Raw genomic sequence first — 16,659 nt, 5'->3', positions numbered from 1 at the left:
GAGGCTCAGGTTTACGGGGCTCTCATTGACCAGGCAGTTAATGTTATAATATAACGTTTTATTCCACAAGCGTGGCGTCACCACGTCAGCTGTCCACGTCGATACCTTCCGGGAGAACACGATGAAAAAACCGCTACTGCGTCCGCTCTGCTTGCCATGGCTGCTGACACCGGCCATTGCCGTCGCTGACGTGCCCAACGTGGCGGTGGATATCCCACCGGTGCATGCGCTGGTGGCCCAGGTCATGGGAGAGTTGGGATCGCCAGAGCTGGTCATCCAGCCCGGTGCGTCGCCCCACGGCTATTCCATGCGCCCTTCCGAAGCGCAGGCACTGGCCAGCGCCGACGCCGTGTTCTGGGTCAGTGACAGCCTGACGCCGTGGCTTGAGCGAGCCAGGACTTCCCTGGCGGATGGCGCTCGCGAAGTGGAGCTGATGGAAGCTCCCGGCACGGTGACACTGGCATATCGCCAAGGCGCTACCTTTGAAGCCCATGATCATGGCGATCACGAAGATCACGAAGATCACGAAGATCACGAAGATCACGAAGATCACGAAGATCACGAAGATCACGATCACGATGGTCACGAACATGGCGATCATGACCATGGCGAGCACGACGAACATGGCGATCACGATCACGACCATGCCGACCACGACCACGATCACGACCATGCCGACCACGATCATGACCATGCCGATCACGATCACGACCAGCATACCGATCATGATCACGAACATGGCCATGCACACGACGGCATGGACCCCCATGGCTGGCTTGATCCTGTCAATGCCAAGGCATGGCTCGATACGATTGCGACCACCCTGGCAGAACTGGACCCAGAGCACGCCGCTACGTATCGCCAGAACGCAGCGAACGGCCAGGCTGACCTGGACGAGCTGATTCAGCGGCTGGATAACCAACTGGATGACGCACGAGGGGTTCGCTTCATCGTGTTCCACGACGCCTACCAGTACTTCGAGAACCGCTTCGCTGTCCCTGCCTCCGGGGCCATCGCCCTTGGCGATGCATCAGACCCGAGCCCGGCGCGAATTCGCGAGATCCAGACCCGTGTCAGCGACGACAACATCCAATGCGTCTTCCGCGAACCCCAGTTCAACCCTGCCCTGATTGACAGCGTGTTCGAGGGAACAGAGGTCAACACCTCCATCGTGATGGACCCCCTCGGTGTCGACCTGGACCTGGGGCCCGGTCTCTATTCACAGCTGCTGCAGCGACTGGCAGACGGCATGACCGGCTGCACCAAGGGCTAGGGCTAGGGCTCGAGGAGTGAGCGTCAAACGAGCCACTCCCCTGCCCTGACGTCGCCGACACCCGCCCTGTCGGCGGCGTCTGTTCATTCCCACACTGTTATGGAGAGCCATTCACCATGCCCCACCCGACCTCCCCGCCATTGACTGAACGGGACGCGCAGTTCTGCCTTGACGCTGCCACCCGAACGCTGGAGCGATGGGCGATTGCCGTCAGTCGTGGAGAGAAGGAGACCCTGCTGGCGCTTTACGCCGAAGACGCCATTCTTGTGCCGACTGTCGCCAACGACGTGAGAGAAGACCGACTTGCCAGGCAGGCCTACTTCGATGCCTTTCTCGCCAACGAAGACCTTAGCTGCGAGCTCGGCGAATTCTCTCGCCGTGTCAGTCGCAAGTTGGGCACCGTCGTCATCGGTGGCCACTACGTCTTCAGCTATCTCATAAAGGGTGATATGGCCACCATTCCCGCGCGCTTCCTGTTCACCTTTGAAGAAATCGCAGGAGAATGGAAGATCACTGGCCACCATTCCTCGCAGCTTGTCTGAAGCGGTCTTGAGCCGCACGGTGATGTCGGCGCGCCCCAGGCTGACGTCGCGAGCGACGACGTCGGCCTGGGTCTCTAGCCACGGCATGCAGGGTGGTGGCCGTCCAAGGCCAGGTCTGGCCAGGTCAGGTCAGGTCAGGTCAGGTCAGGCAAGGTCAAACAGCAGCACCTCAGCCGCCGCGATGCCGACGACCCTGACCTCTTCTCCCGGTTCAAACGCCGCCGCATCGCCTGCGGACATAAGCTGCCCGTTGACCGCAACCTCGCCCTTGGCCACATGCAGCCATGCGTGGCGTGTTGCCGGCGTCTCGGCGCTTTCGCCCGCATCGAACAGCCCCGCATACAGGTTGACGTCCTGATTCACGCTGACGGAATCGTCCAGCCCCTGCGGTGAGACCACCAGGCGCCAGCGGCCCTGTCTATCCTCCGGCGGGAACGAGCGCTGCTCATAGCTGGGAGCGATGCCTCGCTCTCGAGGTTCTATCCAGATCTGCAGGAAGTGCAGCTCTTCACTGGGTGAAGCGTTGAATTCGCTATGCAACACTCCCGTGCCTGCCGACATCCGCTGCACGTCTCCAGGCCGCATGGTAGAGCCATTATCCATGCTGTCCTGGTGCGCCATCGTCCCCGACAGCACGTATGAAATAATTTCCATGTCCTCGTGGGGATGGGTGCCAAACCCTGCACCACCGGTCACACGATCTTCGTTGATGACTCGCAGCGATCTGAACCCCATGTGTCGTGGATCCACGTAGCTGGCAAACGAAAAAGTATGGTGAGAGCGTAACCAGCCGTGGTTAGCACGTCCGCGTTCATGGGCATGTCGAAGTCTCATATTGCCTCCTACAGGCAGCACCTGGTGAAGCGCAGCCGCCGCAAAAGGATCACGCGTGGCGACGCATCAAGGTCATGATCAAGTCGTGGATAGGTCGGGTATGGGGCGTCGAAAAGTCGGACAACGGTAATCAGGACACCTTACGAGCCATGACCGCATCCAGTGAGGCTCGTCCACCGCCGCTGATCGCGAGAGAGGTAGCAATCGCCAACAACGACAGGGCGAATTCATAGCCGTTATTGCTCATGAACAGTCCGTTTGCAGCGTGGACGCTGAAGATCGCCATCAGCATGGTGAACGCGAGCACCACCGCTGCCGGGCGCACCAGCAGCCCTATCAACAGCGCCAGACCGCCAAAGAACTCTGCGCTGCCAGCCGCCAGCGCCATCAAGTACCCCGGCTCAAGTCCGATGGAGGCCATCCACTGTCCTGTGCCTTCCAGACCATAGCCGCCAAACCAACCAAAGAGCTTCTGGGCACCATGTGCCATGAAAATGATGCCGGCGGGCACACGCAGGGCCAGGGGGGCCAGGCTGTCTGAACTGCTAATGACGCGGCTAACGACTGATGTGTTCATGATATCTCCAAGAGTGTTCGTGCGGTTGCCACAGCACGGGGGTCCGGGCGGTTGCCATAGAGAGTCGAACGCGATCCCGGCGATTCCACTCTCGGTGAGTCAGCGGATGGATGTGGCACTGACGGTGTTCGTATTGTCACGACCGAGGGAAGCACTCGGTCGATCTTGCGCAAGCCTCCAGGCCGACGCCTTTCCGGATTACTTGGTCGCGTCAAGGCTCAGCTGCAGCCCATTGCTGTCTGCAGTCGCCGAGGTGTGGCGCAGGTGGCGTGCCTGCAGGTTAGCTCGGGCCTGCGCCATGGCAGTGCTACCTTCCATGCTGACCTTAGTGGCATTCGCCTCGATGGCAGTACCGCTAAGCGGCTGCGCCTGAGAGGAGAGCGGCTCATGCAATCTCGCGGTGAGGGCAGAAGCCTGACCTGCCTGAGCGATTGCAGGAGCAGTGAGGGCTGCTGTGACAGGGGCAGTGGCGAAAAGCAGAGTGAACAGTGCGGGCTTGAGTTTCATGGTGTGTCTCTCTTCATGACCGTGTAGTGGGTGTCGCGATCAGCGTCTCTGTCGCGTTGAAGAAAGATTAAACCAACAATAATATCGAAAAAAAGCGACATAAATCTGATAGACCATTCGGTTTTATCGAATGCAAAGACGTTCCTGCACGCTGCTGTATCGCCCCCCCCTGCATGAATAAATTTGAAGTTAACAATGAGAAACTTCAGTTTGCCTCATCTTAGAAGTGTCTTGATAATCGTCATCACTATTTCGTCACGGTCAGCTCGTCACGACCAGCTCGTCACGACCAGCGCGCAAGCTACCGGTGAGCTAGCACACCTTGACGAGATCAACCGTTTGACCCGAAAGGCACCGTCGAAGGACGACTGGATCTCCAGACGCCTTGGATTCACCTCTCAGGAACCAGGATGGCACCCACGATGAACAACGACTTTGCATTCACCGTTAAGAGCCTTCGTTTCGACGAACACTACCAACCGTCGGACAGCACTCGTATCACCACCAACTTTGCCAACCTGGCCAGAGGGGAAAAGCGCGAGGACAACCTGCGCAACACCCTGCGCATGATCGACAACCGCTTTAATGCCTTGGCTGACTGGGACAACCCCAAGGGTGACCGTTACAGGCTGGAACTGGAGATCATTTCGGTAGAAATGGCCGTGGATGCGTCCACCCGTGACGGTGCCCTGCCGCTGATTGAAATCCTCAAGACCCGCATCATCGATACGCACACCAACGAGCGCATCGAAGGGATCGCGGGCAACAACTTCTCGTCCTATGTCCGGGACTACGACTTCAGCCTGGTGCTGAAGGAACACAACAAGGGGCAGGACACCTTCAGCGTTCCCGATGACTTCGGTGTCTTGCACGGCAACCTGTTCAAGGCCTTCGTGAACTCGGACACCTACAGGGAGCATTTCAACAAGCCCCCCGTCATCTGCATCAGCGTGTCGAGCACCAAGACCTATCACCGCACGGAAAATCATCATCCCGTGCTGGGTGTCGAGTATCTGCAGGAGGAGCATTCGCTGACGGATGCGTACTTCAACAAGATGGGCATGAAGGTTCGCTACTTCATGCCCCCGGGCAGCGTCGCACCGTTGGCGTTCTACTTCATGGGCGACCTGCTGGGCGACTACACCAACCTGGAGCTCATCAGCACGATCAGCACCATGGATACGTTCCAGAAGATCTATCGCCCGGAGATCTACAACGCCAACTCAGCTGCTGGGAAGTCCTACCAGCCGAGCCTGCAGCAGCAGGACTATTCATTGACCCAGATCGTCTACGACAGAGAAGAACGCAGCCAGCTCGCGACCGAGCAAGGGAAGTTTGTTGAAGAGTGCTTCATCAAACCCTACCGCGCGATTCTTGAACAATGGTCCGCCAATTACGCTCACTGATTCACTTCTGACAAGGCTATCCATCATGACAACACTGCTCCCGACATCGACGGCCGGCAGCCTTCCAAAACCCTCCTGGCTCGCACAACCTGAAGTGCTGTGGTCCCCCTGGAAACTTCAGGAAGCCGAGCTGGTGGAAGGCAAGCAGGACGCGCTGCGCCTGGCCCTGCACGAACAGCGCCATGCCGGCATCGATATCGTCAGCGATGGTGAACAGTCTCGCCAGCATTTCGTCACGACCTTCATTGAACACCTCAATGGCGTCGACTTCGAACAGCGCGAGACCGTGCGCATCCGCGATCGCTACGACGCCAGCGTGCCCTCTGTCATCGGAGACGTCTCCCGCCAGAAGCCCGTCTTCGTGGACGATGCCGCCTTCCTGCGGGCCCAGACCGATCAACCCATCAAGTGGGCACTGCCCGGCCCCATGACCATGATCGATACCCTCTACGATGGTCACTACAAGAGCCGGGAAAAACTGGCCTGGGAATTTGCCAAGATTCTGAATCAGGAAGCCAAGGAACTGGAGGCTGCCGGGGTCGATATCATTCAGTTCGATGAACCGGCCTTCAATGTCTTCTTCGATGAAGTGAATGACTGGGGCATCGCCACACTGGAAAGAGCGATCGAGGGCCTGAAGTGCGAGACGGCCGTTCACATCTGCTACGGCTACGGCATCAAGGCCAACACTGACTGGAAGAGCAGTCTGGGCTCCGAGTGGCGCCAGTACGAAGAGGTCTTCCCCAAGCTCAGGCAGTCCAACATCGATATTGTCTCTCTGGAATGCCACAACTCGCGGGTTCCGATGGAGCTGATCGAGCTGATTCGTGGCAAGAAGGTCATGGTCGGTGCCATCGACGTTGCGACCAATACCATCGAGACCCCGGAAGAGGTGGCCAACACCCTGCGCAAGGCACTTCAGTTCGTCGACGCCGACAAGCTCTACCCCTGCACCAACTGCGGCATGGCGCCGCTGTCCCGCCAGGTCGCCAGGGCCAAGATGGATGCCCTCAGTCAGGGGGCAGCGATTGTCCGCCAGGAGCTGACACGCTAAACCAGGCGCGCACCCTCCGTTCTTTCCCATGGCCGCCGTGATCGCCTCGCGGCGTCCATGCCGTCTGACGTTTCCGGAGTCACCATGTCGTTCCCTGCCCCATCTTCTGACGTTGTTTCAGGCGTTGTTTCAGACCCCGCTACACCCGCCGTCGCTGGCTCATCCGCTGTTTCTGGCTCACCCGCTGTTTCTGGCTCACCCGCTATGGCAAGGACCGGCCAAGTTCATATGCCGAGGGCTGTGATCGAGCCGGCCCGCTTCCGCGAGGCCCTTGGGCACTATGCGTCCGGAATCACCGTGATCTCTTCTCTTGCTGAGGGTGAGCCAATCGGTTTCACCTGCCAGTCCTTTTACAGCGTATCGATGGATCCGCCGCTGGTCTCCTTCAGCGTCAAATCGACCTCTTACAGCTATCCCAAGATCCGCCAGGCCGGCCGCTTCGCGGTCAACATGCTGTCCGCTGAACAGGCGCCGATCTCGAATCAGTTTGCCCGCCAGGGGGCCGACAAGTGGCAAGGTATCGAGTGGCAAGCATCACCGCTAGGCAACCCGTTGATTCCGGATACCCTGCACTGGCTCGATTGCGACATTCACGCAGAGCACGTCGCCGGGGATCACCTTATCGTGATTGGCGAGGTAAAGGCGCTCCGACTCAACCAGGGCGAGGCTTCCCCAAGCGGCCCCCTGCTGTACTTCAAGGGCCAGTATCGCCAGCTGGCGTGAGGCGCTAGCGCGAAGGATGGAAAGCCGGGCTGATGCATACGCATTTACGTCAGCTCGCCCTGATCAGGCAGCCTGCGACAGCACGCGATGATCTGTTCGCGCAGCCAGCGGTGTGCCGGGTCCTTCTGATAGCGGCGATGCCAGCTGAGATGAAAGGGAAAGGCGTCAAAGGCCACCGGCGGCGCCACCGGGGTCACCGCAAACTGTCGCTGGAAATGCTGGCAAAGCCCCGTGGGCAGGCTGGCGATCAGCGAAGACCGCTCCAATAGCGCAGGCACCGCCATGAAGTAGGTCACGGCCAACGCCACCTCACGCCTCAAGCCCTGGCCTTCGAGCTGCTTGAAGATACCGCTTTTCAAACGCGTATGGGGCTGCACCAGGACATGGGCATAGCGCTCGAAATCGTCCTTGGCCATCTGCCCACTTCCTTCCAGCCGCTCCAGCAGCGGGTGCCCATTTCCGACCAGACACTCGATCCCTTCGCGGATGACCTCGCGCACGACCAGGTTATCGGGAGGATCGACCTGGCGCCCAAACGCCAGATCGGTCGTGCCGCTCATGACCCCAGCCTCGCTCATGTCCTGTGACAGGCGACGCACCTGCAAGGTGATGCCTGGCGCCTGTTCGCGCAGGACCCCGGCCAGCGCGGGCAGAATCAACACCTCGAAATAGTCGTTGGCCGCGATCTCGAAATGGCGCTGCTCGGTGGCGGGAGAAAAGTCCCGCTCGCTGGTAATCAGGCCATCCAGATCGGTCAACGCTGCCTCGATGACGGGAAAGAGGTGGTCCGCCTTCTCTGTCGGACGCATGCGCTGGCGATCACGTATGAACAGCGGATCATTGAACAGCTCCCGCAGGCGTCCCAAGGCAGCGCTTACCGACGGCTGGCTGAGATGTAGACGTTCTCCCGCACGGGTGACGTTCTGCTCCAGGTACAACGCATGGAAGGTCCGCAGCAGGTTGAGGTCGTAGTTGAGTTTCATCCAGGGCACCCACAGCAGCGTCTGACGTGGCGGCGTTCCACCAACTATTTGTCTCGATAATAGCAGCTATCCGCACTATCGATTATGACGATGGCCGAGCAGACGTTACCGTGACACCACACGTGAACTCAGCACTCGACTCACAGGAGCCCATCATGACAGGTGGACAGATGACAGACACCGCCAGCGAAAAGATCGTACTGATTACCGGTGCATCCAGCGGCATTGGCGAGGCCACGGCGCGCACGCTGGTGGAAGCTGGCCACAAGGTGGTCGTCACGGCGCGCCGCGAAGAGCGACTTGCTGCCCTGGCCGAGGAACTGGGTCACGACAAGGTGCTGGCGATTGCCGCCGATGCCACCGACTACGATCAGATGGCTGACGTCGTGGCGCGTGCGGTGGCCCACTACGGCCACCTGGACGTTGCCTTTGCCAACGCTGGCACCGGCATCAGCCAAGCGGGTACGGAGCAGGGAGACCCGGAAGAGTGGAAGCGCGTCATCGATATCAACATCAACGCACTGCTGTGGACCGCCCACACCACTCTGCCTCACCTGAGAGCGCGTCAGGGGCATTTCATCCTCACCAGCTCGGTGGCGGGGCGTGACACCCATGCGGGGTCGATCTACAGCTCAAGCAAGTGGTTCGCCTACGGCTTTGGCCAGAACCTTGCGCTGGAAATGGCCGAGTGGCAGGGCCGTTGCACCACGATTACCCCAGGCATGGTCAACACGCCCTTCTTTGACCAGCCCAAGCCGGACAAGCTGTACCCGCAGGATGTTGCCGACGCCGTGCTGTACGCCATCCATGCAGCGCCGCGAGCCAATATCCGTGAAGTGCACCTGATGCCAACGCGCTAAACGACGTCTAGGCGTCAACCCCATCATCACGTCCTGCGGATGATTCCGCACGATCAAGGAGAGCCCCATGAGCAAAGTACTGGTTGTTGTCACATCCCACGATACCCTTGGAGACACTGGCAAGAAGACAGGCTTCTGGCTCGAAGAGCTGGCCGCCCCCTACTACGTGCTGAAAGACGCCGGTGTCGAGGTCACGCTGGCGTCTCCCAAGGGTGGTCAGCCACCGCTCGACCCGGCCAGTGAAGGCGAAGACTTCCAGACAGACGCCACTCGCCGCTTCGACCAGGACGCGCAAGCCCAGCGTGACCTGGCCAACACCGCGGTGCTGGCCGAGATGAAGGTCGATGATTTCGATGCCATCTTCTACCCGGGCGGCCATGGCCCGCTGTGGGACCTGACCAATGATGCAGACTCCATTCGCCTGATCGAGCAGTTCCACGCCGCTGGCAAGCCCGTCAGTGCGGTCTGCCACGCCCCTGCGGTGCTGCTGAAGGCGAAGAAGTCAGACGGCACCCCCTTCGTCGATGGCGTGCGCGTCACCGGCTTCACCAATGGCGAAGAAGCCGCCGTAGGCCTCACCGAGATCGTGCCGTTTCTGGTGGAAGACAGCCTGCAGCAGCAAGGTGGTCTGTACGAAAAGAAGGCCGACTTCACCGCCTTCGCGATTCAGGACGGGTTGATCATCACCGGCCAGAACCCGATGTCCTCTGAGGGCGTCGCCGAGCTGTTGCTCGACAGCCTGAAGGCATAAGATCTGATAGCTGACCCACCGGAGGCCTCCCCTGGCGACGACCTGTTGCTGCCGGGGGAGGCGCTTCAACTATCAGCCAGCGAGCTGGCCTAACAGGCGCTTACGCCACGCATCCCTCGAAGGCCGCTTCCAGCTGAGGAAGGCTCAGCTGTCCGCGCTCACCGATGACCACAACGCGCGACATGGGCTGGTCTTCCGCCCAGGGAGCACCGGGCTCAAGCTCACTGCGACTGCCCACCAGATGCAGCACTGCACGGCGATCCGGCAGCTCTGCCAGGCAACAGATACCCTTGGCGCGATAGACACTCGACGGCAGCGATTCGAGCACCCTCCGCAGCGCCGCCAATGACAGCGGCCGATCACTGCTCCAGCTCCAGCTTTCAAACTGGTGAGCGTGATCTGCGTGCGTGCAGTGCGCACCGCACTCATGCGAGGACTCCAGGCGCACAGGATCGAAGGCCCCAACGCCCAGCACCAGCTCCAGCGGCACTTCACCAAAGCGCGCTTCCAGCAGTCGCACTCCGGGATATAGCCAGCGCTGCTTCATCGCCCTCACCTGCGCAGGGCTCGCCAGGTCACACTTGTTGAGTACCACGATGTCGGCAATATCGAGCTGCTCCATCGCCAGGGCCGCCAGCTCGCCCTCGAGCTGATCAAACTGCTCTGCGTCTATCACCGTGAGGACACTGTCGATCACCAGTTGGTCCTGAAACTGTGGATAACGCAATGTCCCGGCTATCTTGCTAGGGTTGGAGACGCCGCTGGCCTCAATAAGGATGTACTCCGGACGCTGCTCCCTGAGAGCCAGCAAGCGGGACACCTGCTCCATCAAGTCGCTCTCTACGGTGCAGCAGATACAGCCATTGGCAAGGCTGACCATGGTCTGCGTCTCACTGACGATCAAGTCACGGTCGATATTGATCTCACCGAAGTCGTTGACCATCACCGCCATCCTCAACCCAATGTCACTGTTGAGAATCTTGTTGAGCAAGGTCGTCTTGCCGGCGCCCAGAAAGCCCGACACGATGGTGACCGGAACAGGGGGGAAATGCTGATGCTTCATGCGGACTCATCCCTTCAGACTGGGCGGTTCAAAATTCAGGAATATCGCGCTGCCATACGGCTTCGCGCACCGTGCCGGAAAACTCTCCCTGTGCGTCCCAGACAAACTCACCTTCCAGCATGGTGAGGTCTACCTGGGTAGCGTGAATATTGCCTCGTGGGGCAACCTCGAAGAGGTTGCGGTCCAGCACGATCAAGTCAGCCGACTTGCCGACCGAGATCGAGCCGGCTTGGTGCTCGATCCCCATCGCCCAGGCGCCATTGATGGTCATTACGCGAATAGCCTGCTCCAGGCTGATCGGCTCGCCATAGAAGCTCGCGTCCGTCTCCTCCCAGGGATTCTCTCGGGTCACCATTGCCTCGAAGCCGATCCAGGGGTCCAGACTCGATACCGGCCAGTCGGTGCCCATGACCGCCACGCCGCCGGCATCCAACACGCCCTTGAAGTTGTAGGCACGCTGCATGCGCTCCTCGCCAAACACAGCACGAGCATAGGCAAACGAAGAGGGGAACCACCCCACCGGGGAAAACTCGGCAATGACATCCAGTTCGCTGAAGCGCTGCAAGTTGGCATCCAGCAAGGTGGTGCTGTGGGCACACTGATGGCGCATGCCCTGGCCACCGTTCCGACGCCGAGCCTCGGCCACCGCATCAAGAAACAGATCAGAAGCGCCATCGCCGGTGCAATGCGCAATCACGCGAATGCCCTTGCGATCCATATCCGCGACCATGTCGTTGATATGCTCAGGCGTCAGGTTGAGGTGACCGCGCCAGGCGCTGCCCTCGGCCCAGGGGGTCGACAAGTACGACGACCGCGACTCATGCGTCCCGTCAAAGTGAAATTTGACAGCGTTGGCATTAAGCCGAGCACTGCGATAGAAGTGCCGCTCCCCTGCTATCAGCTCCCAGCGGCGCTTCACGGGGAAGATGTCATCCTGCCAGCTGATCGCCGCCTCGACCCTCACTGTCAGCTGTCCTTGCTGGTCGATGGTGCGCAACGCATCGAGACGGTGTTCGCACACATGAACAAACTTGGTGCCGACCACCCCACGTCCGCTTTGGAACTGCACGCCCTCACGATAGGCTCGCTGCAGGGCATGCGCCGGAGTGGGCGGCATGGCGGCATGAATCATCGCGTAGGCACCATCGACCAGGATGCCCGTGGGCTCCCCAGTGATACCGTCACGTTCGATGTAACCATGGCGAGGGTCCGGAGTGTTGACATCGATAGCGGCTAGTTCCAGCGCCATCGAGTTGACCAACATACATCCCCAGGAGCGGTCGAGAATGGCCACCGGGCGATCCGACACGATACTGTCGAGCCAGGCTCGATCCGGAACGATGCCCGCCTGCTTGAAGGTATACCGCACAAAATAGGCGCCATAGATCCAGCCATCCCCCGGATGTTGGTCGGCGTAACTCAAGATCGCCTGGCTAACCTGCTCTGGCGTCGGGTCCTCGAGTCCGACATCCAGGTATCCTGCGTAGCCAGGTGCCAGCGCCAGGTCAGGATGGGTGTGCATGTCGTACAGGCCAGGCATGACAAAGCGACCACCTAGATCCACCACACGAGTATGCTCACCGATATGGGCGGCAACCTGGTCGGCACTGCCGACGGCGATGAAGCGCCCCTGGGAGATCGCTACAGCATCAGCCCAGGGCGTCGCGTCATCCACCGTGTAGAACCGGCCATTGGTCAAGACCAGCTCGGCAGTTGCTGCAGAAGGACGGGTATTGGAAGACAGATAATGACGAGAAACGTCCATGATGTAGCCCTTTCAAACCGGAAGATGCCTCCAGCGACTAGCGCAGTGACATGACACAGGCTAGCCGCAGGCGTTGGCAGATTTATCCCAGGATCAGGTGGCCCAGGAGAGACAGTATCGGCAAGGAGATCAGTACGCGGAGCAGATAAATCACGATGAGATCCCTCAGCTTCAAACCAATCCCTGCTCGAATCAGGACGATCGCGGCCTCGGTGAAGAAGATGATCTGGTTGACCGCGACACCTGCCAGCACGAACCGGGTAACCTCACTTTCAATACCGGCGCCGAGCAACGGCGGCATGATGCTATCCACAATGCCGGCAAGCAGCGCAGGAGCGGCCTTGTCAGCTTCTGGCAGCTGCAGCAGTTCGAGAAATGGCACCAGAGGCAGTGACAGCACGTGGAAGAACTGGGTGAACTCGATCAACGCCAATCCGGTACAGCCAATGATCATCATCGTGGGATATACGGAGATCGCCACATCGAGACTGACATGCACACTGCGCTTGAACAGTTCCAACGGTGGCGCAGCCGAGTCCGCACGTTCTACTGCTCGACGCAGCCCCATCGCAAACAGCCCTTCCCCTGCCTGCTTGTCCATCACCAGTTGCTGACCCACAACGGGATGGTACGCATCGGGCTTACCCCGCAACGGCGGTAACTTTGGCACGATGATGGCGCACACAATGCCGGTGAAAGCGACGGCGGCATACCACGGTAGAAATACATGCTGCATTCCGATCAAACTCAGCAACAGGTATGAGTAAGCGATCGATACGATCGAAAAATTGGTCGAGATGACACAGGCTTCTCGACTGGTATAGAAGCCCTGTCGGTACTGCTGCGTGGTCAGGATAATGCCCACAGCGGACGCTGACAGCCAGGAGGCAAGACTATCGATAGCGGCACGCCCCGGCAGCCCGAACAGCTTGACGAAAACCCTAGACAGAAGGCTACCGACGAACTCCATCAGCCCATAATCGGTCAGCAGCGGCAGCAGCAAGGCCGACAGGAAATAGATGGCCAGTACCACGGGCCCGACGTCGTAAAGCAGTACGCCCCCGGTGTTGCGATGCCATACCCACTCTGGCCCCCACTGGAAGTAGGTCATCAGCATCAGTGTGGCTCCTACCACCCTGATAAGCGTCCATCCGACTCCAGGATTCAGCAGCTGCACGAAGCGATTGGGATGCTCCTTTAGCGAGCTGAACGTGACCAGCACCGTCAGTGCGCTGGGAATGACCGCAACGGCAACGGTTACCGGCACCATCAATGGCTTTATCACGTCATTGATATAGTCGATAACGAAAGCAATCAATACCGTCAGGCGGCCATCGACGCTGATGGGAGTAAGGAACAACAGCACGCCAAGAAGAGTGGGCAGCAGGAACTTGGCAAGTTGCGCAGCGCTATAGCGATGGGAGCGATGCGTTGTCTCATCGGTCACGGCCGATGATTCGGATTTATGTTGCATGGGTGCCACCTTGTTATAGTTATCCAGCTTCAGGATTCCATTGTGGTATCAGGCCAACGTCCCGGTACGGCCTGTCTGGCACTGTCGTCCGGAACGACGTGCCGCGGTTCGCCAGGGACTATTGCCGGTAGCTCGGATCCATGCGGTCCAGCTTGCGCCGCAGCGCCTTCCAGACCAGGTCAACACCTTCCTGATGATAGTCGGGGTGCTCGAACTGTCGGGCGGTAAACTCACAGGCATCATGCGAGGGCAGGACCAGCGGACGACCGCTTTTCATCGCCTCGAGCTGGATTTCGCAGGCCTGGTTCAGGTAATACATGTAGAAAAAGGCCTCGGGAATACTGCGACCCACGGTAAGAAGGCCATGATTTCGCAAGATCATCGCCTGGTGACTGCCAAGCGCTTCGACGATGCGCTGCCGAACGGACAGGTCCAACGGAATGCCTTCGTAGTCGTAGTATCCCAAGCGCTGATAAAAGGCCATATTCGTCTGATTGATCGGCAGCAGGCCCTCTTCCAACGCCGACACGGCCATTCCGGCCATGGTATGGGTATGCATCACGCATGCTGCATCATGCCGGTGGAGATGGATAGCGCTATGTATGGTGAACCCGGCGGGATTGACCTCACTATCCACCTCTCCAACTTTATTACCGTAAGCATCGATCTCCACCAGGTTGGATGCGCTTACCTCTTCAGGTAACAGACCATAGGCATTGATCAGAAATGTCGGCTCGTCACCTGGAACCCGAACTGACAGATGGGTAAAGATCTGATCACTCCAGCCGTAGTAATCCAAAAGTCGATAGGCCGCCGCCAGATCGGTTCGCAGCGCCGCGCGCGTGTCCTGATGTCCCATGTCTTGTTCCTGTTCTACCGTTGGACGAGCCCCAATTCGGGCCGACTCGGGTAGAGTAAGGAACTTGTCAGATACGTGATATCGATCTATTTTCCATAGATCATTCCAAAACGGAATGACCCTTCAGGACCGCGCCGATGAGTCGTCAGCTGCCCACCATGATCTCGCTCAGTTGCTTCGAGACGACGGCCCGTCATCTCAGCATCACCAAGGCGGCGGAAGAGCTCAACCTGACCCTGAGCGCTGTCAGCAAGCAGATCAAGAAGTTGGAACGCGAGCTTGGCTGCGCGCTGTTTCACCGGGAGAAGCAGCGCTTGAGCCTGACAGACAGTGGCCAGCAGTACCTGAGCGTGGTATCGAAAGCATTGCACCAGATCGACGGCGTGACACGCTCGCTCAGCAGTGGAACGTCTGACCTGGTCACCGTCGGCGCGGAGCCTTCCTTTACCTCTCGCTGGCTACTGCCCAGACTCGGGGACTTCAAGCTTAAGCACCCTGAGGTGACTACCGACATCATGAATGATCTTCGCCACCTCTACGACGGTAGCGAAGACTTTGACGTGGGTATTCTCTACGGGGACGGACAATGGCCAGAGTTCGAGAGCCACTTCCTGATTCAAGGCGAGCTGGTGGTCGTATGCACCCCGGCCCTGTTCGAGCGGTATGGCCCGATAGACGACCCCAGAGACCTGCTGCGCTACCCGGTGTTGCACCACGGCAGCTATGCTCCCACCCCTCAGCTATCTTCCACATACCTTTGGCTACAAGGCGCCGGGCTCGATGGCGAGGCCATAAAGTCGATTCCAGGCCAGCACTTCGAGCACTTCCGGTTCTTGCTCGATGCCGCCGAACATGGCCTCGGCGCGACAGTACTTCCCGCCTACTTTGTCGAAGCCGAGCTATCCAAGGGCCAATTGGTACAGGCCTCCCGCACAGCGATGGTGTGTGGCGCCTACTACGTTGCCATCCGCCGGCAGCGCCTGACCCATCGCCCAACGCAGCTGTTCGCCCGGTGGTTACTGGAGGAAACGACGTAGACAATGATGAAAAGCAGCAGCAGATCTACTCGCCACTGGCGATGAAAGAACGCGGGTGACTCGGCTCTGTCCGAAAAGTCGACGAGCGAAGGTTAGACAAGGAAAAAATCGGTGAGAAAGCGCAGTTTACGTGGTGTAAATGAGCATTTTGACCGGGCTGGCGTACCAGACGATTTTTAACGCCGTATTACCGAGCGCAGGCACCTTTCAGACAAGCCCTAGAAGGCAACTGGGGAAAAGACGAAGAGCACCTGTCACTGCCTGCCCCTGGACCACTTCAGCAACCGACCACACCACGGCACCCACTAGACCACGACAGCGCCTCCACCGTGGTCTCATCTGAATCACAACCACTCGTCAGCCGGAACGACAGGAGCAAGCTCCAACCCCGTAACGTGCTACTGGTCTTGCCTACGCGCCCTACGACGCTTGAGTTCAGCGCGCATCCAGGCCGACGACTCGGCCATATCACGACGTAAGTCGGCTAGCTCATCAGGCGTTAGCCAGCGCACCGCAGGCTCGCGGGGGCGGAGTGTCTTAGCGGGAATCTGCTCAACGGCATGGCCTTCCAGCGCAGTGCCACCGGCCTCGGGCTTGGGGCGTTGTTCGCTCATTGTGTTCTCCGGGTGGCTACGCGGACGCCCGCCGCATGGCCTGCCCTATAGCCCGCTCAGCTCGACGGGAGGGGCGCGGCATTTCATGGCCGCTAACGCCATTGCCAGCGGCCAGCTTGTGCGTGATGGCAAGTATAGCGACAACACCAGCCTTGCTGAGTACATCGTGCGCGACCGCAGTCGCCCGCTTGCTAGCGCCCCGCCCCTGTTCAGGGACTGGCTGATCGCGGCTGCCCTTGGGGAAAAGACAACAACCATGCTGTCGTAAAGAGAACAGCTCGCCAGGCGCAGGGCTCGTATCCTGCCTGGGACGTTGTGACATCGTCGCCATCACCCC

Annotated in this window: 18 protein-coding genes; 9 read left to right on the top strand and 9 right to left on the bottom strand. The window is 59.4% G+C overall.

All coding sequences use genetic code 11. The features are described from left to right. Positions 1 to 121: 121 nt before the first annotated feature. Both KUV41_RS07970 and KUV41_RS07965 read left to right on the top strand, forming a co-directional pair. Positions 122 to 1,273: a zinc ABC transporter substrate-binding protein gene (locus KUV41_RS07970; protein ID WP_222485477.1), complete on the top strand. Its 1,152-nt coding sequence runs from the start codon at positions 122 to 124 to the stop codon at positions 1,271 to 1,273. Between the two features lie 116 nt (positions 1,274 to 1,389). Continuing rightward, on the top strand, positions 1,390 to 1,815 hold the full coding sequence (locus KUV41_RS07965; RefSeq protein ID WP_206943059.1) for a nuclear transport factor 2 family protein: 426 nt from the start codon (positions 1,390 to 1,392) through the stop codon (positions 1,813 to 1,815). 144 nt (positions 1,816 to 1,959) lie between these two features. Here the strand turns inward: KUV41_RS07965 and KUV41_RS07960 are convergent, their stop codons facing one another. The 3 genes from KUV41_RS07960 to KUV41_RS07950 all read right to left on the bottom strand — a co-directional run bounded on the left by KUV41_RS07960 (position 1,960) and on the right by KUV41_RS07950 (position 3,733). Further along, the gene (locus tag KUV41_RS07960; RefSeq protein ID WP_206943060.1) at positions 1,960 to 2,649 is read right to left on the bottom strand and encodes a pirin family protein; all 690 of its coding nucleotides are present in this window, start codon (positions 2,647 to 2,649) and stop codon (positions 1,960 to 1,962) included. Positions 2,650 to 2,779: 130 nt separating this feature from the next. Next, a complete protein-coding gene (locus KUV41_RS07955) occupies positions 2,780 to 3,226 on the bottom strand; it encodes a DoxX family protein (protein ID WP_206943061.1) in 447 nt (148 codons plus the stop codon). Between the two features lie 198 nt (positions 3,227 to 3,424). After that, positions 3,425 to 3,733 carry a hypothetical protein gene (locus tag KUV41_RS07950; RefSeq protein WP_222483635.1) on the bottom strand — a complete coding sequence of 103 codons (309 nt, stop codon included), beginning with the start codon at positions 3,731 to 3,733 and terminating at the stop codon, positions 3,425 to 3,427. A gap of 422 nt (positions 3,734 to 4,155) precedes the next feature. On the opposite strand from KUV41_RS07950, the gene KUV41_RS07945 reads away from it, so the two are divergent. The 3 genes from KUV41_RS07945 to KUV41_RS07935 all read left to right on the top strand — a co-directional run bounded on the left by KUV41_RS07945 (position 4,156) and on the right by KUV41_RS07935 (position 6,916). Then, positions 4,156 to 5,139: a DUF1852 domain-containing protein gene (locus KUV41_RS07945; RefSeq protein WP_222237468.1), complete on the top strand. Its 984-nt coding sequence runs from the start codon at positions 4,156 to 4,158 to the stop codon at positions 5,137 to 5,139. A 25-nt stretch (positions 5,140 to 5,164) separates the two neighbouring features. Then, complete coding sequence (locus tag KUV41_RS07940) at positions 5,165 to 6,193, top strand: methionine synthase (protein ID WP_206943064.1); 1,029 nt, start codon at positions 5,165 to 5,167, stop codon at positions 6,191 to 6,193. 228 nt (positions 6,194 to 6,421) lie between these two features. Beyond that, positions 6,422 to 6,916 (top strand): flavin reductase family protein, encoded by a 495-nt coding sequence (locus KUV41_RS07935; RefSeq protein ID WP_222485474.1) that lies wholly within the window; start codon positions 6,422 to 6,424, stop codon positions 6,914 to 6,916. Positions 6,917 to 6,960: 44 nt separating this feature from the next. Here KUV41_RS07935 and KUV41_RS07930 read toward each other — a convergent pair whose 3' ends face one another. Then, positions 6,961 to 7,899 carry a LysR substrate-binding domain-containing protein gene (locus tag KUV41_RS07930; protein ID WP_222485472.1) on the bottom strand — a complete coding sequence of 313 codons (939 nt, stop codon included), beginning with the start codon at positions 7,897 to 7,899 and terminating at the stop codon, positions 6,961 to 6,963. 155 nt (positions 7,900 to 8,054) lie between these two features. Between KUV41_RS07930 and KUV41_RS07925 the strand changes: the two genes are divergently transcribed. Both KUV41_RS07925 and KUV41_RS07920 read left to right on the top strand, forming a co-directional pair. After that, entirely contained in the window at positions 8,055 to 8,759 is a 705-nt protein-coding gene (locus tag KUV41_RS07925) for an SDR family oxidoreductase (protein WP_261389544.1), read from the top strand. A gap of 67 nt (positions 8,760 to 8,826) precedes the next feature. Further along, a complete protein-coding gene (locus KUV41_RS07920; RefSeq protein ID WP_222485470.1) occupies positions 8,827 to 9,510 on the top strand; it encodes a type 1 glutamine amidotransferase domain-containing protein in 684 nt (227 codons plus the stop codon). Positions 9,511 to 9,610: 100 nt separating this feature from the next. On the opposite strand, the gene KUV41_RS07915 is transcribed toward KUV41_RS07920, so the two are convergent. The 4 genes from KUV41_RS07915 to KUV41_RS07900 all read right to left on the bottom strand — a co-directional run bounded on the left by KUV41_RS07915 (position 9,611) and on the right by KUV41_RS07900 (position 14,671). Further along, positions 9,611 to 10,573, bottom strand: coding sequence for a CobW family GTP-binding protein (locus tag KUV41_RS07915; protein ID WP_222485468.1), 963 nt, complete (start codon positions 10,571 to 10,573; stop codon positions 9,611 to 9,613). A gap of 28 nt (positions 10,574 to 10,601) precedes the next feature. Beyond that, on the bottom strand, positions 10,602 to 12,338 hold the full coding sequence (locus KUV41_RS07910) for an amidohydrolase (RefSeq protein ID WP_206943073.1): 1,737 nt from the start codon (positions 12,336 to 12,338) through the stop codon (positions 10,602 to 10,604). Between the two features lie 82 nt (positions 12,339 to 12,420). Continuing rightward, the gene (locus tag KUV41_RS07905) at positions 12,421 to 13,812 is read right to left on the bottom strand and encodes a YjiH family protein (RefSeq protein WP_222485466.1); all 1,392 of its coding nucleotides are present in this window, start codon (positions 13,810 to 13,812) and stop codon (positions 12,421 to 12,423) included. Positions 13,813 to 13,930: 118 nt separating this feature from the next. Next, entirely contained in the window at positions 13,931 to 14,671 is a 741-nt protein-coding gene (locus KUV41_RS07900) for a class II aldolase/adducin family protein (RefSeq protein ID WP_222161823.1), read from the bottom strand. Between the two features lie 137 nt (positions 14,672 to 14,808). On the opposite strand from KUV41_RS07900, the gene KUV41_RS07895 reads away from it, so the two are divergent. Next, positions 14,809 to 15,708, top strand: coding sequence for a LysR substrate-binding domain-containing protein (locus KUV41_RS07895; protein WP_222237279.1), 900 nt, complete (start codon positions 14,809 to 14,811; stop codon positions 15,706 to 15,708). A 398-nt stretch (positions 15,709 to 16,106) separates the two neighbouring features. Here KUV41_RS07895 and KUV41_RS07890 read toward each other — a convergent pair whose 3' ends face one another. Then, positions 16,107 to 16,322 (bottom strand): hypothetical protein, encoded by a 216-nt coding sequence (locus KUV41_RS07890; RefSeq protein ID WP_222485464.1) that lies wholly within the window; start codon positions 16,320 to 16,322, stop codon positions 16,107 to 16,109. An 85-nt stretch (positions 16,323 to 16,407) separates the two neighbouring features. Between KUV41_RS07890 and KUV41_RS07885 the strand changes: the two genes are divergently transcribed. Then, positions 16,408 to 16,590 carry a hypothetical protein gene (locus tag KUV41_RS07885; protein ID WP_222485462.1) on the top strand — a complete coding sequence of 61 codons (183 nt, stop codon included), beginning with the start codon at positions 16,408 to 16,410 and terminating at the stop codon, positions 16,588 to 16,590. Positions 16,591 to 16,659: the final 69 nt, after the last annotated feature.

It is taken from the genome of Halomonas sp. DP8Y7-1 (genome assembly GCF_019801685.1).
In the GTDB taxonomy this organism is placed as follows: Bacteria; Pseudomonadota; Gammaproteobacteria; order Pseudomonadales; family Halomonadaceae; genus Halomonas; species Halomonas litopenaei_A.
Note: the sequence above shows the minus strand (reverse complement) of the source record. Positions and strands in the feature narration are given on the sequence as shown.